Origin of the sequence: Pseudomonas sp. UM16, assembly GCF_050312595.1 — a bacterium.
In the GTDB taxonomy this organism is placed as follows: Bacteria; Pseudomonadota; Gammaproteobacteria; order Pseudomonadales; family Pseudomonadaceae; genus Aquipseudomonas.
The window spans coordinates 169,869-194,937 of sequence record NZ_JBNPJT010000007.1; the positions used below are offsets into that span (position 1 = coordinate 169,869).

Genomic DNA, 25,069 nt, shown 5'->3' on the forward strand with positions numbered 1-25,069 from the left:
TCCGGTCATTGAATGGCGCTTGGCGCTCGTAATAGCTCGATCTTAACAAAAATTGCTCGGGCAGACGCCGCGCATGTAGAGTGCGGCTTCCCATTTTTGGCGTTGTTCGAGGAGTGTGCTGTGGAAATTGCCTGTCTCGATCTGGAAGGCGTATTGGTCCCGGAAATCTGGATCGCCTTCGCGGAAAAAACCGGAATCGAATCATTGCGGGCCACCACCCGTGATATTCCCGATTACGACGTGCTGATGAAGCAACGCCTGCGCATCCTCGATGAGCATGGCCTGAAGCTTTCCGACATCCAGGCGGTCATCGCCACGCTCAAGCCGCTCGATGGCGCTATCGAGTTCGTGGACTGGCTGCGCGAGCGCTTTCAGGTGGTGATTCTCTCTGACACCTTTTATGAGTTTTCCCAGCCGCTGATGCGCCAGTTGGGTTTCCCGACCTTGCTCTGCCATCGCTTGATCACTGACGAAACGGACCGAGTGACTGGCTACCAGTTGCGCCAGAAAGACCCCAAGCGCCAGTCGGTGCTGGCCTTCAAGAGCCTGTACTACCGGGTGATTGCCGCAGGGGATTCGTACAATGACACGACCATGCTCGGTGAGGCTGACGCGGGGATTCTGTTCCATGCGCCGGAAAACGTGATTCGCGAGTTCCCACAGTTCCCGGCTGTGCATGATTTCGAAGCGTTGAAGAAGGAATTCATCAAAGCCTCCACCAGGTCGTTGAGCCTCTGAGATTGTGCGGATTCACCGGGACGCCGGACCGGTGAATCCGCCCTTACAGGTTCGAAGTTTTCAGAGGCTTTGCAAGGTGTCGAGTAGTACCTTGACCTTGGTGATCGATTCCTCGTATTCGGCCTGCCAATCCGAATCGGCTACCACCGCGCCACCACCCCAGCAGCACACCTGCCCATCCTTGACCAGCAAGCTGCGAATGGCGATGGAACTGTCCATCTCGCCGCGCACGTCCAGATACAACAATGACCCGCAATACAGCGCCCGACGGCTGGGCTCCAGTTCGTCAATGATCTGCATGGCGCGGATCTTCGGTGCACCGGTGATCGAGCCGCCAGGGAAGCTGTCGGCGATCAGGTTCAGCGCGTCCTTGCCGGCGGCCAGGCGTCCGGTGACGCTGCTGACCAGGTGATGCACATTCGGGTAGCTCTCCAGGCTGAACAACTCCGGTACCTTGACTGAGCCGGTTTCACAGGTGCGACCCAGGTCATTGCGCAGCAGATCGACAATCATCAGGTTTTCTGCCCGGTCCTTGCGGCTGTCGAGCAGTTCGGCAGCGTTACGCGCATCCTCGGCGGCATTTTTACCCCGCGGGCGGGTGCCCTTGATCGGGCGGGTTTCCACCTGGCCGTTACTGACCCGGATGAAGCGTTCCGGTGAGAAGCTCAGTAGCGCGCTGCCGTCAGCCAGCAGTTGAAAGCCCGAGTACGGCGTCGGGCAGGCGCGGCGCAGGGCCTGATAGGCGTGCCAGGGGTCGCCCTGGCAGGGGGCGCGAAAACGCTGGGTGAGGTTGATCTGGTAGCAGTCGCCGGCGTAGATGTACTGCTGCACCCGATCGAACGCCTGACGGTAGGTCTGGGCGCTGATGTCGCCGCGCATCGGTGCCTGCAACGTGAACCAGGTCTGCTCGACCGGCGCCGGGCTGTTGAACAGGCTGATCAGGCGCTGACGCTCAGCCACTTGCAGGCTTGGATGGAATAGCAGTTGGCTGGTGTGCAGCTGGTGATCGCTTATCAGCGCCCAGGCATACAGCCCCAGGCTGGCATCGGCCAGGCCCAGGTCATCCATGGCAACCGCAGGGAGGTGCTCCAAACGCCGCCCGAAATCGTAGCTGAGGTAGCCGATCAAACCACCGGCAAAGGGCAGATCGATAGCGTCTGGCAGTTCTGCCCGACCCAGTTGTTCCAGGCTGGCGCGCAGACGTTGCAGGTAGGTCTCGCCGCTTTCAGTGGCACTTGGGGTCAAGGTGTGTATCGGCCAGGCACTGAGCAGATCAAAGCGGCCGCGTTCGGCGGTCGGACGGGCGCTATCGAGCAGGACGGCGCCCGGCGCTTTGCGCACGTGCGCAAAATAGGCCGCAGGATCAGCCTGGTAGGGCAGGGGGTGGAGCGTACAGGTCGGCATGCAAGTGAACAGCTATGAATGCGGGGAGGCGATTGTAGTCCTCTGCAGGAAATGCTCCTAGCGCTGACTACGACATTGAGTCTCCCGCCTACGCCAGCCAGAGCGGCTAACGCAGGCAGGAAGGCACTCAGTTGGACGGCACGTGGCCGAACAGCTGCTGGGCAAAGCGCACGCGCTGCTCCGCGGTTTCCTGGATGTCGTCTTTGGCCAGCTGTTCCAGGTGTGCCTCGACGGCGTGGGTACGCTTGGTCAGGCCGCAGTCGTTGGCGATCTGGATGTTCAGGCCGGGGCGGGCGTTGAGCTCGAGGATCAACGGGCCCTTGTCCTGGTCCAGGACCATGTCGACACCGATGTAACCCAGGCCGCACAGCTCATAGCAGCCGGCGGCCAGCTTCATGAAGCCGTCCCAGTTCGGCAGTTGCACGCCGTCCACCGCATTAGTGGTGTCCGGGTGCTTGCTGATGATGTTGTTCAGCCAGGTGCCGCGCAGGGTCACGCCGGTAGCCAGGTCGACACCGACGCCGATGGCGCCCTGGTGCAGGTTGGCCTTGCCGCCGGACTGGCGGGTCGGCAAACGCAGCATGGCCATCACCGGATAGCCCATCAAGACGATGATGCGGATATCCGGCACACCTTCATAGCTGATGCTTTTGAAGATCTGGTCGGGGGTCACCCGGTACTCGATCAGGGCACGGTCGCGGTGACCGCCCAGCGAATACAGGCCGGTGAGGATGCTGGAGATCTGATGCTCGATTTCCTCGTGGCTGATGATCTTGCCCGAGACCGTGCGGTAACGGTCTTCGAAACGATCAGCCACTACCAGAATGCCATCGCCGCCAGCACCCTGGGCTGGCTTGACGACGAAGTCGTTGCGCCCGCCGATGATCTCGCCAAGTTTGTCGATCTCTTTCTCGGTGGAGATGATCCCGTACATTTCCGGCACGTGGATGCCGGCCTGGATGGCGCGCTCCTTGGTGATGATCTTGTCATCGACGATCGGGTACAGGTGGCGCTTGTTGTACTTGAGGACGTAGTCCGCATTGCGCCGGTTGATACCCATGATGCCCCGGGCCTCCAGGGCTTTCCAGGTTTTCCAGAGACCGAACATCAGGCGTCAGCCTTCACGAAAGCCTTGAAACGTACCAGCTCCGTCAGGCGGTAGCCGCGGTAGCGACCCATCGCCAGCATGAAGCCCACCAGAATCAGCAGTACCGCCGGGAAGGTGAAGACGAAGTACACCAGCTCCGGCACGCTCATCAGCAGGTGCGCCAGCGATGCGGCGAACAGGGTGCCAATGGCGACCTTCATCGCATGACCACCACCACGCTCTTCCCAGGTGATCGACAGGCGTTCAATGGTCATGGTCAGAATCACCATCGGGAACAGCGCCACCGACAACCCGCGCTCCAGGCCCAGCTTGTGGCTAAATAGGCTGATCGCGGCGATCAGCACCACCACGAAGGTCAACACCACCGACAGGCGCGGCAGCATCTGCAGCTTCAGGTGTTCGAGATAGGAACGTAGCGACAGGCCCAGCGCGGTAATCACCGTAAACAGGACAATACCAAAACCCAGCTGGGTTTCACGGAAGGCCAGGGCAATCAGTACCGGGGTGAAGGTGCCCAGGGTTTGCAGGCCGATCAGGTTACGCAGTACCAGAATCACCAGCACACCGATCGGGATCATCACCATGATCATGAAGGTCTGCTGGGTTTGCAGCGGCAGGCCGTAGAGCGAGTATTCGAGGAAGTCGGCGTCGGTGTTTTCGTCGGTCAGTTTGGCCAGGCGGATGGCGTTCATCTCGCTGTTGTTCAGGCTGAAGCTGACGTTGGCTTTTTTGCCGCCATCGACGGTGATCAGGTTGTCATCACCGGTCCACCACAGCAAACGGTCAGTAGGCAGACCTTGTTCACCGGTATCCGGGTTGAAGTACAGCCAGTCGGTACCGTTGAAGCTGCGCAGCCACAGTTCAGGTGTTTGTGGTTGGTCGGCGACCAGACGAATGGTATGGACCTTTTCCACCGGCACGTGAGCGATCGACAGCAACAAGTCGATGACCTTGGCCTTGTTCAGTGACGAGGTATCACCAGCCAACAGCAGCTTGACGTTGTCGTCATTGAGGTTGTTGACCCGCTTGATGGTTTCACTGACAAAGGTCTCGACGTCAGCCGAGTGCTGGCGGATAGGCGCCATCAGGGCTTCGGCGGCGATCTTCTCCGGGCCCTCGACGGCCAGGCTGTCGCGGAAGGTCGGGCCTTTGATCTTGGCCTTTTCGGTGCTGTAACGCTTGGTCAGGACCAGGCGGTAGTACAGGGTCTGGTTGCCGCTGGCACGGCGGGCCGACCAGGTCACCTTGCGGTTGCCGTCGACGCGGTTGACGCTCACTCCATAGTTGTTGGAGATGAAGCTCTCATTGAGGCTGACGTAGTCGCGGCTCAATGGCGGTACGAACATCTGGATCTTGACCGGGTCCTTGGGGTTGGCGACGAACTCGACTTTGGCGTCGATGTTCCACAGGTCGTCAGTTTCGTCCTCGGTCACCGGGATGCCGAGAAAGAAGATCTGATAGGCCGTGACCACGATGCCCAGTAGCACCAGTACGGTGATCAGGACTTTCAGATGAAGGGTAAGAGAGCGCATCGGGATTACTCTGCTTTGGGAGCGTCAGGGGCGCAGGCAGGTTTGCCGGCCGCGTATTTAAGGCTTGGGTCGACCAGCGCATCAAAGTGCTTGAGTGCCTCTGAGCCGATCAGCAGCGGGTACTGGAACGCGCTGCGGTCGGTCAGGTTCACTTCGATCACACGTCGGGCGGTGCCCATGCAGATGTTCAGTTCAATCACCGGGCGGGCGGTGTAGGCCTTGCCTTCGTCCGGGTTGTAATCGCCGGCGCGTCGTTTGATCTTGCTGACACGGGCCAATGGGCGTTCTATCGGATGCGCATGGGCGGCGTCAATTGCCAGGTAGAAGCGCACCCAGGATTCGCCATTACGCTTGAAGCGCTTGATGTCGCGCGCGCTGAGTGAGGCCGTCTTGGCCCCGGTATCGAGTTTGGCGGCAACCTCCAAGTCAATATCGGTGAGGCGGGCATATTCGTTAAGGCCGTACACGGTCTTTTCCGCGGCCTGGCCAACGGCGGGCAACAAAAACAGGCTGAGCAACAGTGGAAGGGGTGTAAGTCTCATAAATCCTGGCGCGGTGCTGTGCGATGTTCGGGTCAAGGCCACTGGCAGTTCTGCGCAAGCTTCCTCGTTGATCTGTCATCACCAAAGGGATGGCAAACACACTATTCGTGCCCTGTGTGGGGCGCGGCATTCTATCACGCTGGTGTGCTGGCGCCAGCGGCTGCACTCAGACAACACCGGGGGCGGTGAAGTTCGTTATTAGACGATTGTCGACAATATTGATTTTGTCTTTGACTATGCCTGCCGATTTGGCTAGTTTTGGCGTCATTGATTTCTGAGGTGTCGACAATATGCTGGACGCAGCCCAAGCCCCCGGCGCCATTACAGAGGATTCCGAAACCCTCTCGGAAAACGTCTTCCGGCGTATCCAGGCCGCTATCGTCAAGGGCGAGATCGCCCCGGGCAGCAAGATCTCCGAGCCAGAGCTGGCGCGCACCTACGGCATCAGCCGCGGGCCGCTGCGTGAGGCCATTCACCGCCTGGAAGGCCAGCGTCTGCTGGTGCGCGTGCCGCACGTCGGCGCGCGAGTAGTATCGCTGAGCCATGCCGAGCTGATCGAACTGTACGAGATCCGTGAGTCTTTGGAAGGCATGGCCTGCCGCCTGGCTGCCGAACGCATGAGCGTAGCCGAGATCGATGAGCTGCGTCGGGTACTCGACACCCATGAGCGTGATGCCACCTTCCAGGCCGGCCTTGGCTACTACCAGCAGGAAGGCGATTACGACTTTCATTACCGGATCATCCAGGGCAGCGGTAACCGCACCCTGGTGCAGATGCTTTGCGGCGAGCTGTATCAGTTGGTGCGCATGTACCGCATCCAGTTTTCCGCTACGCCCAACCGGCCACGCCAGGCGTTCGCAGAACACCACCGGATTCTCGATGCCATCGCCGACCGTGACGGCGAACTGGCCGAGCTCTTGATGCGCCGTCACATCGGCGCCTCCAAACGCAATATCGAGCGTCACTATCTCGACGCTACCAGCCCACGAGGTGAGTCATGAGTCAGAAAAGCAGTCCCGGCCAGCGTTTTCGCGATGCAGTTGCCGCCGAGCACCCGCTGCAGGTTGTCGGTGCAATCAACGCCAACCATGCACTGCTGGCCAAACGTGCCGGTTTCAAGGCTATCTACCTGTCGGGTGGCGGTGTAGCGGCAGGCTCCCTGGGCCTGCCGGACCTGGGCATCACCGGTCTGGATGACGTGCTCACCGACGTTCGTCGGATCACCGACGTCTGCGACCTGCCGCTGTTGGTCGATGTCGACACCGGTTTTGGCTCCTCGGCGTTCAACGTCGCCCGTACCGTCAAGTCGATGATCAAGTTTGGCGCTGCTGCGATCCATATCGAAGACCAGGTGGGCGCCAAGCGCTGCGGCCATCGCCCGAACAAGGAAATCGTCTCCCAGCAGGAGATGGTCGACCGCATCAAGGCGGCGGTGGACGCGCGTACCGACGACAGCTTCGTGATCATGGCGCGTACTGATGCGCTGGCCGTCGAAGGCCTGGAAGCCGCCCTGGATCGCGCTGCCGCTTGCGTAGAGGCCGGTGCTGACATGGTCTTCCCGGAAGCCATCACCGAACTGGCCATGTACAAGACCTTCGCTGATCGCATCAAGGCGCCGATCCTGGCCAACATCACCGAGTTCGGTGCCACGCCGCTGTACACCACCGAAGAGCTCGCCTCGGTCGATGTCTCGCTGGTGCTGTACCCGCTGTCGGCGTTCCGCGCCATGAACAAGGCGGCCGAGAACGTCTACGCCGCACTGCGTCGTGACGGCACGCAGAAGAACGTCATCGACACCATGCAGACCCGCATGGAGCTTTACGATGCCATTAACTACCACGCGTTCGAGCAAAGCCTCGATGCGCTGTTCGCCCAGAAAAAAGCCTGAATTGTAGGTGCGGGCTTGCCCCGCGATTAGCCAGAAATTCCATAATAAATTCAAGATCGGAGAGAAACATGGCCGAAGCAAAAGTACTCAGTGGTGCCGGCCTGCGTGGTCAAGTGGCCGGGCAAACTGCACTGTCGACCGTGGGCCAGGCCGGTGCTGGCCTGACCTACCGTGGTTACGATGTTCGTGAATTGGCCGAACATGCCGAGTTCGAAGAAGTCGCCTACCTGCTGCTCTACGGTGAGCTGCCAAGCGCGGCCCAGTTGGCCGAATACAAAGGCAAGCTGAAGACCCTGCGAGACGTACCACAAGCCTTGAAAGAAGTGCTTGAGCGCATTCCGGGCACTGCCCATCCGATGGATGTGATGCGTACCGGATGCTCGGTGCTCGGTACCCTGGAGCCGGAGCTGAGCTTCGACCTGCAGCACGACAAGACCGACCGCCTGCTGGCGATGTTCCCGGCGATCATGTGCTACTGGTACCGCTTCAGCCATCACGGTGTGCGCATCAACTGCACCAGCGATGAAGACACCATTGGTGGCCACTTCCTGCACCTGCTGCACGGCAAGAAGCCGAGCGAACTGCACGTCAAGGTGATGAACGTTTCGCTGATCCTTTACGCCGAGCACGAGTTCAACGCTTCGACCTTTACTGCCCGAGTCTGTGCTTCGACCCTGTCGGACCTGTACTCCTGCGTCACCGCCGCCATCGGTTCGCTGCGCGGCCCGCTGCATGGCGGCGCCAACGAAGCGGCGATGGAAATGATCGAGCTGTTCAAGACTCCGCAAGAAGCCATCAACGGCACCTTGGCGATGCTTGAGCGCAAAGACAAGATCATGGGCTTTGGCCATGCCATCTACAAAGAGTCCGACCCACGTAACGAAGTGATCAAGGGCTGGTCCAAGAAGCTCGCCGACGAAGTCGCTGATACCGTGCTGTATCCGGTATCCGAAGCCATCGACAAGACCATGTGGGAGCAGAAGAAGTTGTTCCCGAACGCCGACTTCTACCATGCCTCGGCGTATCACTTCATGGGCATTCCGACCAAGCTGTTCACCCCGATCTTCGTCTGCTCGCGCCTGACCGGCTGGGCAGCCCATGTGTTCGAACAGCGTGCCAACAACCGTATCATCCGTCCGAGCGCCGAGTACACCGGCGTTGAACAGCGCAAGTTCGTGCCAGTCGAACAACGCTGAGCCTGGCTTTGATGGGGTAACCCAAGAGCCTTTGCTGTTGTGGGTGCTGGCAAGGCCAGCGCCCACAAGGTTCCGGGTTGTCTGCTGAGCCGCCGACCTTACCGTGATTGAGTCCCTGTGCCATGAATACTGAATTTCGCAAGAACCTGCCGGGCACTGGCCTGGATTATTTCGACGCTCGCGCGGCTGTTGACGCGATCAAGCCCGGCGCCTACGAGCGTCTTCCCTATACCTCCCGCGTACTGGCTGAAAACCTGGTGCGCCGCTGCGACCCTGCGACCCTCAATGCGTCGCTGGGCCAACTGATCGAGCGTAAACGTGACCTCGACTTCCCCTGGTTCCCGGCGCGCGTGGTCTGCCACGACATCCTCGGCCAGACCGCGCTGGTCGACCTCGCCGGCCTGCGTGACGCCATCGCTGAAGGCGGTGGTGACCCGGCTCAGGTCAATCCGGTGGTACCGGTACAACTGATTGTCGACCACTCGCTGGCCGTCGAATGCGGTGGTTTCGACCCGCAGGCATTCGAGAAGAACCGTGCCATCGAAGACCGCCGTAACGAAGACCGCTTTCATTTCATCAACTGGACCAAGAAGGCGTTCAAGAACGTCGATGTGATCCAGCCTGGCAACGGCATCATGCACCAGATCAACCTGGAGAAGATGTCGCCGGTGATCCATGCCGAGCGTGGTCTGGCCTATCCCGATACCTGCGTCGGTACCGACAGCCACACCCCGCACGTTGATGCCCTGGGCGTGATCGCCATTGGTGTGGGCGGTCTGGAAGCCGAGAACGTCATGCTCGGCCGTGCGTCGTGGATGCGTCTGCCGGAAATCGTCGGCGTCGAGCTGTCTGGCAAGCCACAACCAGGTATCACCGCCACTGACGTTGTGCTGGCCCTGACCGAATTTCTGCGCAAGGAAAAAGTCGTTGGCGCCTACCTCGAATTCTACGGTGAAGGTGCCCGCGCCCTGACCCTGGGTGACCGTGCCACCATCTCCAACATGGCGCCGGAGTACGGTGCCACTGCGGCGATGTTCTCCATCGACCAGCAGACCATTGACTACCTCAAGCTCACTGGCCGTGAAGACCAGCAGGTCAAGCTGGTGGAAACCTACGCCAAGGTCGCCGGCCTGTGGTCTGACAGCCTGGCCAACGCTGAGTACGAGCGGGTGCTGCGCTTTGACCTGTCCAGCGTCGTGCGCAACATGGCCGGCCCGTCCAACCCGCACGCCCGTGTCGCGACCAGTGACCTGGCCAGCAAGGGCATCGCCGGCCAGTGGGACGAAGTGCCGGGGCAAATGCCGGATGGCGCGGTGATCATCGCGGCTATCACCAGTTGCACCAACACCAGTAACCCGCGCAACGTGATCGCCGCCGGGCTGTTGGCGCGCAACGCCAACAAGCTTGGCCTGGCCCGCAAACCTTGGGTGAAATCCTCGCTGGCACCGGGCTCCAAGACCGTTGCCCTGTATCTGAAGGAAGCCGGTCTCGATGACGAGCTGGAGCAGCTTGGTTTCGGTATCGTCGCCTTTGCCTGCACCACCTGCAACGGTATGTCCGGTGCGCTGGATCCGGTGATCCAGCAGGAAATCATCGACCGCGACCTGTACGCCACTGCCGTGCTTTCGGGTAACCGCAACTTCGACGGCCGTATCCACCCCTACGCCAAGCAGGCGTTCCTGGCCTCACCACCGTTGGTGGTGGCTTATGCGATTGCCGGTACCATCCGTTTCGACATTGAGAAGGATGTCCTGGGTGTGGTCGACGGCAAGGAAATTCGCCTGATGGATATCTGGCCGAGCGACGAAGAGATCGACGCCGTGGTCAAGGCGGCGGTCAAGCCGGAGCAGTTCCGCCAGGTCTACATCCCGATGTTCGCCATTGAAGAGGACACCGGTCCCAAGGTCGATCCACTGTACGACTGGCGTGAAATGAGCACCTACATCCGCCGTCCGCCATACTGGGAGGGCGCCTTGGCCGGCGAGCGCACACTCAAGGGCATGCGCCCACTGGCGGTGCTGCCGGACAACATCACCACCGACCACTTGTCGCCGTCGAACGCGATCATGCTCGACAGCGCTGCGGGTGAATACCTGGCGAAAATGGGCTTGCCGGAGGAGGACTTCAACTCTTATGCGACCCACCGTGGCGATCACCTGACCGCCCAGCGCGCGACGTTCGCCAACCCGAAATTGTTCAACGAAATGGTGCGGGAAAACGGCAAGGTCAAGCAGGGTTCGCTGGCGCGGATCGAGCCGGAAGGCAAGGTTACCCGTATGTGGGAAGCCATCGAGACCTACATGGAGCGCAAGCAGCCTCTGATCATCGTCGCTGGTGCCGACTACGGCCAGGGTTCGTCCCGTGACTGGGCGGCCAAAGGCGTGCGCCTGGCCGGTGTCGAAGCCATCGTCGCTGAAGGGTTCGAGCGTATCCACCGCACCAACCTGGTGGGTATGGGCGTGTTGCCGCTGGAGTTCAAGCCGGGCGTCAACCGCAACACCCTGGACATCGACGGCACCGAGACTTTCGACGTGGTGGGTCAGCGTACCCCGCGGGCGACCTTGATCCTGGTGATCACCCGTCACAATGGCGAGCGCCTCGAAGTGCCGGTGACCTGCCGCCTGGATACCGCCGAAGAAGTGTCGATCTACGAAGCAGGCGGAGTGCTGCAGCGCTTTGCCCAGGACTTCCTCGAGTCGGCGACCGTCTGAGGTAGCCTAAACCTGTGGGAGCCCGCTCCCACAGGCTTGTTGTCAGTGCTTAGTGTGTGTTTTTCACAGGACAAGATTCCCATGGCTCACGTACCGCAGATCAGAATTCCCGCCACCTACATCCGTGGTGGCACCAGCAAAGGCATGTTCTTTCGCCTCGACGACCTGCCTGAGCGCGCCCAGGTCCCGGGCGCTGCCCGTGACGCCCTGCTGCTGCGGGTGATCGGCAGCCCCGACCCGTATGGCAAGCAAATCGACGGTATGGGTGGCGCCACCTCCAGCACCAGCAAAACCGTGATCCTCTCGCGCAGCAGCAAGGCCGAGCACGACGTCGACTACCTGTTCGGTCAGGTCTCGATCGACAAGGCCTTCGTCGACTGGAGCGGTAATTGCGGCAACCTCTCGGCAGCGGTCGGTTCGTTCGCCATCAGCGCCGGCCTGGTCGACAGCAGTCGCGTGCCACAAAACGGTGTTGCCGTCGTGCGTATCTGGCAGGCCAACATCGGTAAGACCATCATCGCCCATGTGCCGATTACCAATGGCGAAGTCCAGGAAACCGGTGACTTTGAGCTGGACGGCGTGACCTTTCCGGCCGCCGAAGTGCAGCTTGAATTCATGGACCCGGCCGCCGATGAAGACGGCGAGGGCGGCTCGATGTTCCCTACCGGCAACCTGATCGACGATCTGGAAGTGCCTGGTGTCGGCACGCTCAAGGCAACCCTGATCAATGCCGGGATTCCGACCATCTTTATTCAGGCTGAAGCCATTGGCTATACCGGCACTGAGTTGCAAGACGCCATCAACGGCGACCCAGAAGCGCTGGCTCGATTTGAAACGATTCGTGCCTATGGTGCCGTCCGCATGGGCTTGATCGCGCACATCGATGAAGCGGCCAAGCGTCAGCACACACCAAAAGTTGCCTTTGTCTCACCACCAGCGGCTTATCAGTCGTCCAGTGGTAAAGCTGTGGCGGCGGCAGACGTTGATCTATTGGTACGCGCACTGTCCATGGGTAAGTTGCACCACGCCATGATGGGTACCGCAGCAGTGGCGATCGGTACGGCTGCGGCCGTTCCTGGCACCCTGGTCAACCTCGCCGCCGGCGGTGGCGAGCGCAGCGCCGTGCGTTTCGGTCACCCCTCGGGCACCCTGCGCGTTGGCGCCGAGGCGCGTCAGGTGAACGGTGAGTGGACGGTTACCAAAGCAATCATGAGCCGTAGCGCTCGGGTGCTGATGGAGGGCTGGGTGCGGGTACCCGGTGATGCCTTCTAACCCCTAGCGGCGCTTGGCTCCCTGTTTACCTACGTCAACAGAGAGATGTGAAATGAGTGCCAACGTTGATCTGAATAATCGTCCCGACTACGACCGGGTACTGCAGGACATCGCTGACTATGTCCTTAGTTATCAGGTCGGGTCCGCAGAGGCGCTGGCCACGGCGCGTAACTGCCTGATGGACACGCTGGGCTGCGGCCTGCTGGCGTTACGCTTCCCTGAGTGCACAAAGCACCTGGGGCCGTTGGTGCAGGGTACGCTGGTGCCACATGGCGCCAGAGTACCGGGCACCAGCTACTGCCTGGACCCGGTCAAGGCCGCCTGGGACATCGGTTGTATCGTCCGTTGGCTCGACTACAACGACACCTGGCTGGCCGCCGAGTGGGGGCATCCTTCGGACAACCTCGGCGGCATCCTTGCTGTCGCCGACCACCTTTCACAACAACGTGTGGCCAAAGGCGAGCCTCCCTTGAGCATGCGTACTGTGCTCGAAGTCATGGTCATGGCCCACGAAATCCAGGGGGTGATGGCCCTGGAAAATTCCTTCAATCGCGTGGGGCTGGATCACGTCCTGCTGGTCAAAGTGGCGTCCACCGCCGTGTGTGCCAAGCTCATGGGCGCCAACCGTGAGCAACTGCTGTCAGCCTTGTCCCATGCCTTTGTTGACGGTCACCCACTGCGCACTTATCGCCATGCACCGAACGCCGGTTCGCGTAAAAGCTGGGCGGCAGGCGACGCTACCAGCCGTGGTGTGCGTCTGGCGGATATCGCCCTGCGCGGTGAAATGGGTGTGCCCGGCGTTTTGACTGCGCCGCAGTGGGGCTTTTACGATGTGCTGTTCAGCCACACCAACAAGGACCTGGCACTCAAACCGGACGACAAGCGTGGGTTCAGCATCCGCCAAGCGTTCGCCAGTTATGTGATGGAAAATATACTGTTCAAGATTAGCTTTCCCGCTGAGTTCCATGCCCAGACGGCTTGCGAAGCTGCGGTAATCCTGCACCCGCAAGTGCGCAATCGCCTGCATGAAATCGAGCGGATCGTCATTACCACCCATGAGTCGGCGATCCGTATCATCTCCAAGGTCGGTCAACTGGCGAACGCCGCCGACCGTGATCACTGCATCCAGTACATGACGGCGGTGCCGTTGATCTTCGGCAATCTGGTCGCTGAGCAGTATGAGGATGAATTCCATGCTGCCCACCCGATCATCGATCGCTTGCGCGAGAAGATGGAAATCGTCGAAGAGCCGCGTTTCACCCGTGAATACCTGGAGGCCGACAAACGCTCGATCGCCAACGCCGTGCAGGTGTTTTTCAATGACGGGTCCAGCACCGAGCAAGTGGTGGTGGAGTACCCGATTGGTCATCGCCGGCGTCGCGCCGAAGGTATTCCATTGCTGGAGGAGAAGTTCAAAGCCAATCTGGCGACCCGCTTTGCCGGGCAGCGGGTGAGCGAGATTTTTGCCTTGTGCAAGGATCAGGCGGCGCTGGAAGCAACAGCAGTGCATCGTTTTGTTGATTTGTTTGTGATCTGAAGGGCCTTATTGCCAGCAAGGCTGGCTTCTGCAGTGAGCTGCCTGTAAAGCAGGCCCAATAAAAAACCCCGCCGAAGTGGCGGGGTTTTTTCACGCTAAGTCAGCTTACGCTTGCACAACCGGGATATTGGCGTTGGCAGCGGCTTCACGGAACTCGGCGATCTGGTCGAAGCTCAAGTAGCGATAAACGTCGGCAGCCATGCTGTCGATGTTCTTCGCGTACTCCATGTACTCTTCGACGGTTGGCAGCTTGCCCAGGATCGAGGCAACAGCAGCCAGCTCAGCAGAGGCCAGGTAGACGTTGGCGCCATCACCCAGACGGTTCGGGAAGTTACGGGTCGACGTCGACACAACCGTCGAGTTCGCCGCGACGCGTGCCTGGTTACCCATGCACAGCGAGCAGCCCGGCATTTCCATGCGCGCGCCAGCTTTGCCGTAGATACCGTAGTAGCCTTCTTCGGTCAGCTGGTGAGCGTCCATCTTGGTTGGCGGCGATAGCCACAGACGGGTCGGAATCGAGCCCTTGACCTTGTCCAGCAGCTTACCGGCAGCGCGGAAGTGACCGATGTTGGTCATGCACGAACCGATGAACACTTCGTCGATCTTCTCGCCCTGAACGGTCGACAGCAGGCGCGCGTCGTCTGGGTCGTTCGGCGCGCAGAGCACAGGCTCTTTGACGTCGGCCAGGTCGATTTCGATGATCTCGGCGTATTCGGCGTCCTTGTCGGCTTCCAGCAGTTGCGGGTTGGCCAACCAGGCTTCCATCGCTTGAGCGCGACGTTCCATGGTGCGGGCATCGCCGTAGCCTTCGCTGATCATCCAGCGCAGCAGGGTGATGTTCGACTTCAGGTACTCGGCAACGGCTTTCTCTGGCAGCTTGATGGTGCAGCCGGCAGCCGAACGCTCAGCCGAGGCGTCAGACAGTTCGAACGCTTGCTCGACAGTCAGCTCGTCCAGGCCTTCGATTTCCAGGATGCGGCCGGAGAAGGCGTTGATCTTGCCTTTCTTCTCGACGGTCAGCAGGCCGTTCTTGATGCCGTAGTAAGGGATGGCGTGAACCAGGTCGCGCAGGGTGATGCCCGGTTGCAGTTTACCCTTGAAGCGCACCAGTACCGACTCCGGCATGTCCAGTGGCATGACGCCAGTGGCAGCGGCGAAGGCGACCAGGCCGGAACCGGCCGGGAAGGAGATGCCGATCGGGAAACGGGTGTGCGAGTCACCACCGGTACCGACGGTGTCCGGCAGCAGCATGCGGTTCAGCCAGCTGTGGATGATGCCGTCGCCTGGACGCAGGGACACGCCGCCACGGGTGCGGATGAAATCCGGCAGGGTGTGGTGGGTGTTGACGTCGATCGGCTTTGGATAGGCCGCGGTGTGGCAGAACGACTGCATGACCAGGTCAGCAGAGAAGCCCAGGCACGCCAGGTCTTTGAGTTCATCACGGGTCATAGGACCGGTGGTGTCCTGGGAGCCAACGGTGGTCATCTTCGGCTCGCAGTAGGTGCCAGGACGAACGCCCGTCACGCCGCAAGCCTTGCCGACCATCTTCTGTGCCAGGGTGTAGCCTTTGCCGGTGTCGACAGGCTGCTCAGGCTTTTTGAACAGATCGGAAACCGGCAGACCCAGCTCGGTACGAGCCTTGTCGGTCAGGCCACGGCCAACGATCAGCGGGATACGGCCGCCAGCGCGGACTTCGTCGAGCAGCACCGGGGTCTTCAGTTCGAAGGTGGTGATGACTTCGTCGGTACCGTGCTTGCAGACTTTGCCAGCGTGCGGGTAAACGTCGATGACGTCGCCCATGTTCAGGTTCGATACGTCGAACTCGATCGGCAGGGCGCCGGCGTCTTCCATGGTGTTGTAGAAGATCGGAGCGATTTTCGAGCCGAAGCAGAAGCCGCCAGCGCGCTTGTTCGGAACGTACGGGATGTCGTCGCCGAAGAACCACAGCACCGAGTTGGTCGCGGATTTACGCGAGGAACCGGTACCGACCACGTCACCGACGTAGGCCACCGGGAAGCCTTTGGCTTTGACTTCTTCGATCTGCTTGAGCGGGCCAATGGCGCCTTGTTGCTCAGGCACGATGCCGTCACGGGCCATTTTCAGCATGGCCAGGGCGTGCAGCGGGATGTCTGGGCGCGACCAGGCGTCCGGGGCAGGGGACAGGTCGTCGGTGTTGGTTTCGCCAGGGACCTTGAACACGGTCAGGCTGTATTTGTCAGCGATGGCTGGCTTGCTGGTGAACCACTCACCGGCGGCCCAGGATTCCAGTACGGCTTTGGCGTGGGCATTGCCCGCCTTGGCTTTTTCGGCAACGTCGTGGAAGGCGTCGAACATCAGCAGGGTGTGCTTGAGTTGTTCGGCGGCGACGGCGGCCAGTTCAGCGTCATCCAGCAGTTCGACCATGGTGGCGATGTTGTAGCCGCCCTGCATGGTGCCCAGCAGCTCGACGGCACGCTTCTTGTCGATCAGCGGGGAAGTGGCTTCGCCTTTGGCGATAGCAGAGAGGAAACCGGCCTTGACGTAGGCCGCTTCGTCCACTCCTGGTGGAACGCGATTGGTGATCAGGTCGACGAGGACTGCTTCTTCGCCAGCAGGGGGGTTCTTCAGCAGCTCGACCAGGCCTGCGGTTTGTTCGGCGTTAAGCGGCTGGGGCACGATACCCTGGGCGGCACGCTCTTCGATGTGTTTGCGGTAGGCTTCAAGCACAGTTATTACCCTCATCAGTGGTCCCAAATGGGTGTCCGGGACGCTCATCCAGAAATTCCAACACCCATGCGCAATACGGCTTCTTGGGCCGCGTAGCCAGGGTTGGAGGAAATCCTTACAGAAGCTGTTTTCAAAGTTTTACGCCTGTAGAACGGAGGCTGATGAGGGCTGGCGCGGGATATGCGACAGGCGAATATCCCGGGCCAACGCCGTTCTACCGGATTAACTGTGCTCGTGACGCTTTGAAAACAGCTTCTAACGGACATTGGCGCCTTAAAAAGGCCGGGTGATTCTACGGTAAAAACTGGATAAAGGTAAGGCGGGTGCGATGACTTTAGCGGGTGACCCCCGTTAGACAAAGGGCTAACATGGCAGCCTGTTCCACCGCCCAGCTATCGATTTTTTCATGTCCAATCAGTCAATTAAAACGCCTTGTGTCGGCCTCTGTTCCACGGTTTACGGGGACTTGGTGTGCCGTGGCTGCAAGCGTTTTCATCATGAAGTGATCAACTGGAACGGCTACAACGACGATGAAAAGCGTGCGGTGTGGCTGCGCCTGGAGCAATTGCTGGTGCAGGTCATGGTCGCCAAACTTGAGGTCTTTGATGCCACACGTCTGCGTCTGCAGCTGGAGCAGCGCAAGATCCGCTTCGTCCCGCACCAGTCCGAATATTGCTGGGCGTATCAGCTGATCGCCCGTGGCGCGCGGGTTATCCGCGATGTTGAGGCCTATGGCATGGTGTTGTTGCCGGAGTTTCGCGACTGGGAATTGCCGCAGTTGCGCGATGCCATTGATCGGGAATTTTTCTTGCTGTCGGAAGCCCATTACCAGCGCTACATCGCGCCGGGGTTTCTCAAGGATGCTTTGGGTTGAGACGATAGCGGGGCAAGTCGACTTGCCCCGCGATGAGGTCGTCAGCCCTGCGCCAGCTCAGTCAGGTGCACCTTCACTTCTTCCGTCTTGAGTACCAGCACATCGCATTCCAGCGAATCGAGCACGACCTCGGCGGTGTTGCCGATCAGCGCCCCGGAAATCCCGGTGCGGGCCACGGTGCCAATCACCGTCACCACCGCATCGTATTTGCTGGCGGTGTAAGGGATCAGTACATCTGCCGGGCCTTCGGCCACATGCAGGCGCTCGTCCTTGATATCGAACTCGGCCTGGAATGCGCTGCATTCTTCGCGGTAACGCTGTTCGATGGTTTCCTTCAATTGATAGACCGGATCGGCTGCCGACAGCATCGGTGAGGGGTGGGCGCTGATGACATGCAGGTTGCCTTTGGCCAGGTTGGCGATCTCATAACCGTGGTCGATGATGTTTCTGTGCAGCAGGCGATGCGCCTCGTCATGGTTGCCGACATCCACTGCGGCGAGAATCACGCCGCCGGTCCATGGCCGTTCGGTCTTGACCATTAGCACCGCGCAAGGGCACTGGCGCAGCAGCTTCCAGTCGGTTGGGGTGAGCAGGGCCCGTTTGAGGGGGTTGTCCGGGCGGTGCTCTTTGATCACCAGGTCACAGCCTTCGGCTTGCTGCACAGCGATGATCGATTCGTGCAGGGTGTCGTGCCAGGCCTGCTCATGGGTCACATTGTCAAAGCCATCGTCATGCAGTTGGCTGGCCAGCAAGCTGAGCAGGGCACTGTGGTCATGTTTTTTGTCGCACATCAACAGGTGCAAGCGCGTGCCGGTGGCGCCGGCAATCAGTTTGGCCCGGGTCAGTGCACGACTGTGGGCGTGTTCGGGGTCGAGTACCACCAGGATGCTGCGTACTTCTTGCATGAGCGTGAACTCCCTTCAGATTTGGCGACCGATGCCTGACTATAGTCGCCGCCAAGTGCTATGGGGGTTGATACATATCAAAGCATAGTCACTGGTGATCGCCGCTGCCGCCGGTATAATCGCCGCTCTTGCCGTTGCCCTGCCTGTTTTGTGAGCCTATGTCCCTTATTCCTGAAATTGAAGCGTTCCTTGGTTGCCGTACGCCTGATGCCTGGGTCCAGGCGGCCCTTGCCGACCAGGAAACCCTGTTGATCGACCACAAGAACTGCGAGTTCAAGGCTGCCAGCACGGCGTTGAGCCTGATGGCCAAGTACAACACGCACGTGGACCTGATCAACATGATGTCGCGCCTGGCGCGCGAAGAACTGGTGCACCACGAGCAGGTGATGCGTCTGATGAAGCGCCGCAAGATCGCCCTGCGCCCGCTCTCGGCTGGGCGTTATGCCTCGGGATTGCGCCGAGTAGTGCGGACCCACGAACCGGTCAAGCTGGTCGACACCCTGGTGGTTGGCGCCTTCATCGAAGCGCGCAGTTGCGAGCGGTTTGCTGCGCTGGTGCCGCATCTGGATGAGGAGCTGGGCAAGTTCTATCATGGCCTGCTCAACAGTGAGGCCCGGCACTATCAGGGGTATCTCAAGCTGGCGCATCAATACGGTGACGCGGCGGATATCGAACGGGTGGTGGAAAAGGTCAGGGTGGTCGAAGCCGAACTGATCAGCAGCCCGGATGAAGAGTTTCGTTTCCATAGTGGCATTCCTGCCTGATTACTCCAGGCAGGCCCATCAATGTAAGCCTGCTGCCTTGCACGCCTCGACAAACGTCGAGGCTTTTTTGTCCATTGCCTCTTTGACTATCTGATTGGCTTTCAATAAGGCTGCGCTTGGCTTTGCCCACTGCTCCGGAGGCAGCGGCTCGGACCATGCCAGTACGGACTCCGGTAATCTCGGACGGCCCTTTCGATGGCCCCATTCAGCAAGCAGGTAAGGCATTTTCCAGAACACCAGTACTCGGCGGATGTACCAGAATCGCAAGGGCCATGGGCTGCGTTTGGGATAGCCAAACCTCTCACGCTCCTTGGCAGAAAGATCGGCGCCCACGTCGTTCATATGGCACCTTCTGCGCGCGTCTTCACGTTCGAGTTCAAAGGTGTGCAGCCCTTCGTAGGGTTTGAGCCGATCACCCGTTGCAATCAATCCCATGGCGGCAAGCATCGGGTTCGGCGTATCCACCAATTGACCGTCTTCCATGTAATTACGAATCGACGTCCACATTCCCAGTGAATGGGCGTCGCTGGGCTGCGGCAGCAGCAGGAACTGTACGGTGTCTTGCTCCTCATCCTCCAGGCCCATGCCCAAGCTGTACTGCCGGGTCGCACCATAGCTGGTGACGCCCTGGGTATTGGCTACCCAGGCGACCACACTTTCCCAAGGTACGATCAAGACCCGATGGGTTTTGGAGTCGACGTAGCAGACTTCGCGGCGTTGGCGGTTGAAGCGGACGGGGTAGGTTTTGGCGGTCTCGTTAACACTCGAAACCATTCCGTATACGTAGGCGCCAAATGGGAGAATGCCCAAAAGCGTATATCCAGAAAATACCTGGACGGCCATTGCTAGATCTTTAAATGGTGTAGGGAAGTTCTCAGGGTAGAAAACTACTCCATAGGTGATGATGAGGACAGGTGCGATAAATGCAGAAAACAAGAGCATCCAAATTCCGGCAGCTAATATCTTCCCCTGCTCAACCATTCCCCGGTTACTACCACCCAACTCCAGATAGGTATCGTTCATCTGCGAAAAGTTGCGACGAGATGATTGGGACTGACCTGTGTATACGGGCAAGGGCGACAGAAACAGGGTTTCGTTCAATCCCTTGACCCGAACTTCACCGGCACGAGGTCGCTGACTGCGAATGTCTGGTGCAGGTTCGGTGGCAACGCTTTTGTTTTTGCGTCTGAACATTCCCTTAAACATCCCCCTTCAGCACCCCGCCCATTGACGCGCCATCACTGTAAGCCCGCTGCCTTGCACGCCTCGACAAAGGTTACGCCCTTTTTGTCCATCGCCTCTTTGACGACCTGATTGGCTTTCAGCAAGGCTGCGCTTGGCTTTGCCCACTGCTCCGGTGGCAGCGGCTGTGACCATGCCTGCACGGATTCCGGCAATGTCGGACGCCCCTTTCGATGGCCCCATTCGGCAAGCAGGTAAGGCATTTTCCAGAACACCAGCACTCGGCGGATGTACCAGAATCGCAACGGCCATAGGGATCGCTTGGAATAGCCATAGCGCTCTCGCTCCTCGGCTGTTAAATGCTCTCCTCCATCATCTAACGAGCCCAGCGCGCGAGCGTCTTCGCGCTCGACTTCGAAGGTGTGTAGCCCCTCGTAAGGTTTGAGCCGGTCTTCGCTCGGGGTCAGACCTGCCAAGGCCATTATCGGGCTCGGCGTATCCACCAATTGACCGTCTTCCATGTAGTTGCGGATCGACGCCCACATTCCCAGTGAATGGGCGTCGCTGGGCTGCGGCAGCAGAAGGAACTGCACGGTGTCTTGCTCCTCATCCTCCAAGCCCATGCCCAAGGTGTACTGACGGGTCGCGCCATAGCTGGTGACGCCCTGGGTATTGGCTACCCAGGCGACCACACTTTCCCAAGGTACGATCAAGACCCGATGGGTTTTGGAGTCGACGTAGCAGACTTCGCGGCGTTGGCGGTTGAAGCGGACGGGGTAGGTTTTGGCGGCCTCGTAGACGCTAGAGATCATTCCGTATACGTAGGCGCCGATCGGAAGAATGGAAAGAAGCGAGACGCTGATACTAACCTGCAAAAACATAAACAAGTCGTACCAAGGATCACTGAAATTTTCTGGATAGAAGAGCACCCCACACATAATCACTAAGCTTGGCATTATGAAAGCCAAAAATATAGGAATCCAAATTCCTGTGGCCAGTATTTTTCCCTGCTCAACCATTCCTCGGTTACTACCCCCCAACTCCAGATAGGTATCGTTCATCTGCGAAAAGTTGCGACGAGACGATTGGACCTGACCTGTGTATACGGGCAAAGGCGAAAGAAACAGGGTTTCGTTCAATCCCTTGACCCGGACTTCACCGGCACGAGGCCGCTGACTGCGAATGTCTGGTGCAGGTTCGGCGGCGGCTTTGCCTTTGCGTTTGAACAGTTTGCTAAACATCGACAGTCGCCAAGTCGTCTCTGATGAACAGCCTGAAAGAGGCCTTGCCTGTTCCAGGGGGCATGCTCTCTTCCGAGTCAAGTCGATAGGTCCCCTTGGCCATGATGCTCACACCATAAGAGCGACTGATGTACAGGTTACGCAGCACAAAGGTGGTTGGGTGGAGTACCTCGCGCTCGGCGTCCAATTGGTAGGCGATGGTGAAGGCCAGGGCAAAACTTGAAGTTTGCTCGCAATTATTGATCGGCAAATGCAGCGTCAGTGCTTGTTGCCCTTCACTGACGACGATGAAACGCGTGGCCCATATGGCAGTGCGTTCTTGCCAGCTCACCGGCGGCAGGTTGCGCCTGTACGGCTGGTGTACGTAGTTATCACGGACCTGTTCGTAGGCTTGTAGCTGTAACTTGCGCTGGTCCATTTCCTGAGTGCTGATGCCAGGCAGCACCAGCTTCAAGTAGGTTTGTTTTTCATCGCGGATCAGTTCACAGGTTGGCTTTTGCACGACCTTCGCCAGTTCACTCCACTCGTCTTGCAGGCTGCGGTGCCTGGATTTGTTGCCCCAGGTGCTGGTTTCCATCCACGCTTGCAGATCACTCAAATTGAAGTAGTTGTACAACCCCTCACCGACCAGTTGCAGGGCGGTGGCGATCAGGCCTATCAGGTTGGCGCGTGCACCGATGGCCAAAAGCCGTGGACTGGCTTCTGCCCACGCTAAAGCCCGGAGTTCGGTCGGTGTTTTCAGGATGTTCTTGATGATGGAGCCCGTGTGCTTGGCAGCCCAGGTGTTAGTGCCAACCAATATCCCATCGCCGGTAATCTGCACAGTTGTAGCACCCAGCCCCTTGTAATTGCCTTTAGCCAAGGCTCTACCCCATTGCAAAGAGTGTTTGCCCAAGTCGATTGAGGCTGCTAGACCAGTAGATACATACGTCCCTAATCCCGCAATCCCGCTCCATCGACCCAAACGGCTCATGGTGTTTAGCTTTCCAGCAGCACTTTCCATCTGTTCGATATGCGCTTGAAAAAGCGTAACCGACAACCCTTGCACAGCTGCAAAGCCAGCTGCAGTCACTCCAATTAAAGATTCGGTGAAAACTAAATAATTTCCTAAAGAGCGCTTGTCATTTTTCAGGAGAGTAAAGAGTCCATCAATAAACTTCTGCCCCTGTATCACAAACAACGCCAACGCAATCCCATCGCCTTTCGACTTCACCGCCCCCAGCAGCGGCTTGTTAAAGGTTCCAGTGGCCCGGAAGTCCCGCGCGGTCCTGGTCATCTCTGCACGCAACTGCGGATCCAGGCCATCGATCACCGTGCCAATTTGCGCCGGGCTGTTGCCACCGACGGTCAAGGCACCCCCAAGTCGCTCTTCCAGGGGCACCAGTGCGCTTTTCAGCAGGTTGATACGCTGGTTATAGGCCGCTTCGCTGCCAGGCGATGCATGCCCTGTGGATTGCCACACCAATTCGCGGTTGCGCAGCCGATAGATTTCCTTGAGCTGACTGCGCAGATTCATCGATTGCTCACGGGCCTGATTGAACGCGGTAATTTCTGCTACCGAGGCAGCGCGCAGCGTCAGGCCCTGACGAGAAAACTCGCGCAGCAGTTGCAATCGCGCTGGGGCCCCGATATGACGAATGTAGCCATTGGGATCGATGTTTTGCGCCCGTTTTAAGCTGTCATGAGCCCTTTCCAGTTGATCAGCGATTTTCAACTGATGCGCAGGGATGTAGGCCTCCTCGAGCATGCTCTGCAAACCCATGAACTGAGTATTCAGTTTGGTGTAATTGGGCAGGCGTTTGATCATCAAGTTGTGGAATTGATTGCTCAAGACATTGACGTTATTGGTGCTTTGCGCAACATCCAGCACCTTGACGGTGAAGCTGCTCAAGTCCGCCAGTTTTTTTGCAATGTCGATTTGCTCTGCCAGGCTCAAGGTGTCGAGCCCAGGCACCACCGTCAACAGGTCGGACGCCAGGTAGGCGGCCAGTTTTTCTGCGGCATTTTGGTCCGCGCACATCGCCGCCACGCAAACGAACTCGGTTTCCAGACGGTGCTTGATCTGTGCGTCGAGTGTGAAGTCGTAGTACCAGGCCGCACCGTGGAACAGGCCAGCGGTGAACAGGTTGAGGCGATCGTCGCGTATGGATTGCAGGCGGGCATGCCAGTGACTCAGCAGGTTTTGCTGCGCCAGGACAAAGGCTTGCATTTCGGCCCGCTTGACCAGGTCGTCGATACCGCGCTGACCGATGTCCTTGCCGTGCAGCGCGTGCCAACTCTCCAGGCTAAGTGTGTTGAGGGCATCCTGGTGTTTTTGATAGAGCGCAGCTCCCAGCGCGTCTTTCATGTCGATAAAGGCACGGGCATAGACATTGTCCTCGGCCGCTTTTCGCCAGTGCTGTTCGCTACCGAAGATGCCCGGTGCCGGATGTTCGTGCCGGACCGTTAGAAACTCAAAAATTCTCGATTGCTGGTACCTTGTGGTGTCATCCTTCAGCGCGCGAATGGCCGAGTCGGTCTCGCTCTGCGCCGCCAAGCGTGCGGTATTGACGGTGTACAAGGACTGGATGTAAGTACCACTGAGGTACTGGGCCTGGCGCGTGTCGTCAGCACTCCACTGATCGATCCAGTCGGCCACTTTCAGTTGGGCGGCGGCCAGGTCGCGCATCACGCCAATGTCGTCGCGCAGCACCAGAAACAGGTAATCGTCCTGGTAAGCACCGAGTACTTTACTGGTCAGTGCTTCAATTTCCGTGTCCTGGAACAACGGCTGCTCTTCCCAGTGGTAGGGCTGTGTCTCTTCAGGGTTGGCGCCGTCGGGAAAGGCTTTGGACGCTGGCCGTTGGCTGGCGCCTGCCGCGTCGGGCGGCTGGGCGTTTTCCGCCACTTCCGCCAGCCATTTGTCTGCCTGTGGTTTGCTTAACAGGTTGGCACCGCCGCGCAGCGGGCAGGCACTCTGCAGGTCGACCCGCTGCATCAAGCGTTGGCGTTCGTCCCTGGAGGTGAGCACTTGCGCGCACTTGAAGGCCGTCCACTGAATTTCGCAGTAGCAGGCGTACAAGGTGTGATCACGTTTAAACACCAAGTGCGGTTCGCCGACAGCGCTGGTGCGTGTGTCACTGGCAACCTCCTGGCCGTTCCAGAGCAACTTGCTGATCTGGCCTTTTTCAATGCTGTACTCATGCAGATAACCGCTGGTGTCGTCGATGATGTACAGATACCCATCACGCAACAGGCGGATGCCCAACGGCTGGCTCTGTAGTTTGAATGGCATGGACAGCTCAGCGGCAGGATCGAGGTGCTCGACCAAGCCGTAGCGCAGCGACAGCAACTGCACTTTCGTATTCATCAAAGGACACACCCCGAGAGGAGCACGTGCGTCCTTGATGCTTTTGGCCATGGCGGCAGTATTGGCGCTGATCTTGGGGGGGTGTTGAACAGTCACAGCAGGCGTCCTTGTCGGTCAGCG

The 25,069-nt window shown here is 59.2% G+C and carries 18 protein-coding genes; 9 read left to right on the plus strand and 9 right to left on the minus strand.

Features of this window, described 5'->3' with window-relative positions; genetic code table 11:
- Positions 1-120 precede the first annotated feature (120 nt).
- On the plus strand, positions 121-738 hold the full coding sequence (gene thrH / locus ACQRAX_RS10415) for a bifunctional phosphoserine phosphatase/homoserine phosphotransferase ThrH (protein WP_412037337.1): 618 nt from the start codon (positions 121-123) through the stop codon (positions 736-738).
- Positions 739-798: 60 nt separating this feature from the next.
- Here thrH and pabB read toward each other — a convergent pair whose 3' ends face one another.
- From pabB to ACQRAX_RS10435, 4 genes are all read right to left on the minus strand, one after another.
- Entirely contained in the window at positions 799-2,142 is a 1,344-nt protein-coding gene (pabB, locus tag ACQRAX_RS10420) for an aminodeoxychorismate synthase component I (RefSeq protein WP_412037338.1), read from the minus strand.
- Between the two features lie 127 nt (positions 2,143-2,269).
- A complete protein-coding gene (locus ACQRAX_RS10425; protein WP_412037339.1) occupies positions 2,270-3,250 on the minus strand; it encodes an alpha-L-glutamate ligase-like protein in 981 nt (326 codons plus the stop codon).
- A complete protein-coding gene (locus ACQRAX_RS10430; RefSeq protein ID WP_412037340.1) occupies positions 3,250-4,782 on the minus strand; it encodes an inactive transglutaminase family protein in 1,533 nt (510 codons plus the stop codon). The genes ACQRAX_RS10425 and ACQRAX_RS10430 overlap by 1 nt, the downstream gene beginning before the upstream one ends.
- Positions 4,783-4,787: 5 nt before the next feature.
- Positions 4,788-5,324, minus strand: coding sequence for an ATP-dependent zinc protease family protein (locus ACQRAX_RS10435; protein ID WP_412037341.1), 537 nt, complete (start codon positions 5,322-5,324; stop codon positions 4,788-4,790).
- Between the two features lie 290 nt (positions 5,325-5,614).
- On the opposite strand from ACQRAX_RS10435, the gene ACQRAX_RS10440 reads away from it, so the two are divergent.
- The 6 genes from ACQRAX_RS10440 to prpD all read left to right on the plus strand — a co-directional run bounded on the left by ACQRAX_RS10440 (position 5,615) and on the right by prpD (position 13,928).
- Positions 5,615-6,325 carry a GntR family transcriptional regulator gene (locus ACQRAX_RS10440; RefSeq protein WP_412037342.1) on the plus strand — a complete coding sequence of 237 codons (711 nt, stop codon included), beginning with the start codon at positions 5,615-5,617 and terminating at the stop codon, positions 6,323-6,325.
- Positions 6,322-7,212 carry a methylisocitrate lyase gene (gene prpB / locus ACQRAX_RS10445; protein ID WP_412037343.1) on the plus strand — a complete coding sequence of 297 codons (891 nt, stop codon included), beginning with the start codon at positions 6,322-6,324 and terminating at the stop codon, positions 7,210-7,212. Before ACQRAX_RS10440 ends, prpB begins: the two co-directional genes overlap by 4 nt.
- 68 nt (positions 7,213-7,280) lie before the next feature.
- Positions 7,281-8,408, plus strand: coding sequence for a bifunctional 2-methylcitrate synthase/citrate synthase (prpC, locus tag ACQRAX_RS10450; RefSeq protein WP_412037344.1), 1,128 nt, complete (start codon positions 7,281-7,283; stop codon positions 8,406-8,408).
- A 122-nt stretch (positions 8,409-8,530) separates the two neighbouring features.
- Positions 8,531-11,119 carry a Fe/S-dependent 2-methylisocitrate dehydratase AcnD gene (gene acnD / locus ACQRAX_RS10455; RefSeq protein ID WP_412037345.1) on the plus strand — a complete coding sequence of 863 codons (2,589 nt, stop codon included), beginning with the start codon at positions 8,531-8,533 and terminating at the stop codon, positions 11,117-11,119.
- A gap of 81 nt (positions 11,120-11,200) precedes the next feature.
- Positions 11,201-12,391 carry a 2-methylaconitate cis-trans isomerase PrpF gene (prpF, locus tag ACQRAX_RS10460; protein ID WP_412037346.1) on the plus strand — a complete coding sequence of 397 codons (1,191 nt, stop codon included), beginning with the start codon at positions 11,201-11,203 and terminating at the stop codon, positions 12,389-12,391.
- Between the two features lie 52 nt (positions 12,392-12,443).
- Positions 12,444-13,928, plus strand: a complete 1,485-nt coding sequence (prpD, locus tag ACQRAX_RS10465) for a 2-methylcitrate dehydratase (RefSeq protein WP_412037347.1) — start codon at positions 12,444-12,446, stop codon at positions 13,926-13,928.
- A gap of 105 nt (positions 13,929-14,033) precedes the next feature.
- Here prpD and acnB read toward each other — a convergent pair whose 3' ends face one another.
- The gene (gene acnB, locus ACQRAX_RS10470; protein ID WP_412037808.1) at positions 14,034-16,634 is read right to left on the minus strand and encodes a bifunctional aconitate hydratase 2/2-methylisocitrate dehydratase; all 2,601 of its coding nucleotides are present in this window, start codon (positions 16,632-16,634) and stop codon (positions 14,034-14,036) included.
- 406 nt (positions 16,635-17,040) lie between these two features.
- On the opposite strand from acnB, the gene ACQRAX_RS10475 reads away from it, so the two are divergent.
- On the plus strand, positions 17,041-17,508 hold the full coding sequence (locus ACQRAX_RS10475) for a DUF1289 domain-containing protein (protein WP_412037348.1): 468 nt from the start codon (positions 17,041-17,043) through the stop codon (positions 17,506-17,508).
- A 41-nt stretch (positions 17,509-17,549) separates the two neighbouring features.
- On the opposite strand, the gene ACQRAX_RS10480 is transcribed toward ACQRAX_RS10475, so the two are convergent.
- Positions 17,550-18,413, minus strand: coding sequence for a universal stress protein (locus ACQRAX_RS10480; protein WP_412037349.1), 864 nt, complete (start codon positions 18,411-18,413; stop codon positions 17,550-17,552).
- Between the two features lie 158 nt (positions 18,414-18,571).
- Here ACQRAX_RS10480 and ACQRAX_RS10485 point away from each other — a divergent pair, with 158 nt between their 5' ends.
- Entirely contained in the window at positions 18,572-19,177 is a 606-nt protein-coding gene (locus ACQRAX_RS10485) for a tRNA-(ms[2]io[6]A)-hydroxylase (protein ID WP_412037350.1), read from the plus strand.
- Between the two features lie 18 nt (positions 19,178-19,195).
- Here ACQRAX_RS10485 and ACQRAX_RS10490 read toward each other — a convergent pair whose 3' ends face one another.
- The 3 genes from ACQRAX_RS10490 to ACQRAX_RS10500 are packed head-to-tail and all read right to left on the minus strand — an operon-like array spanning position 19,196 to position 24,949.
- Complete coding sequence (locus tag ACQRAX_RS10490; RefSeq protein ID WP_412037351.1) at positions 19,196-20,371, minus strand: DUF6708 domain-containing protein; 1,176 nt, start codon at positions 20,369-20,371, stop codon at positions 19,196-19,198.
- A gap of 44 nt (positions 20,372-20,415) precedes the next feature.
- Positions 20,416-21,600, minus strand: coding sequence for a DUF6708 domain-containing protein (locus tag ACQRAX_RS10495; protein ID WP_412037352.1), 1,185 nt, complete (start codon positions 21,598-21,600; stop codon positions 20,416-20,418).
- On the minus strand, positions 21,593-24,949 hold the full coding sequence (locus tag ACQRAX_RS10500) for a toxin VasX (protein WP_412037353.1): 3,357 nt from the start codon (positions 24,947-24,949) through the stop codon (positions 21,593-21,595). The genes ACQRAX_RS10495 and ACQRAX_RS10500 overlap by 8 nt, the downstream gene beginning before the upstream one ends.
- Positions 24,950-25,069: the final 120 nt, after the last annotated feature.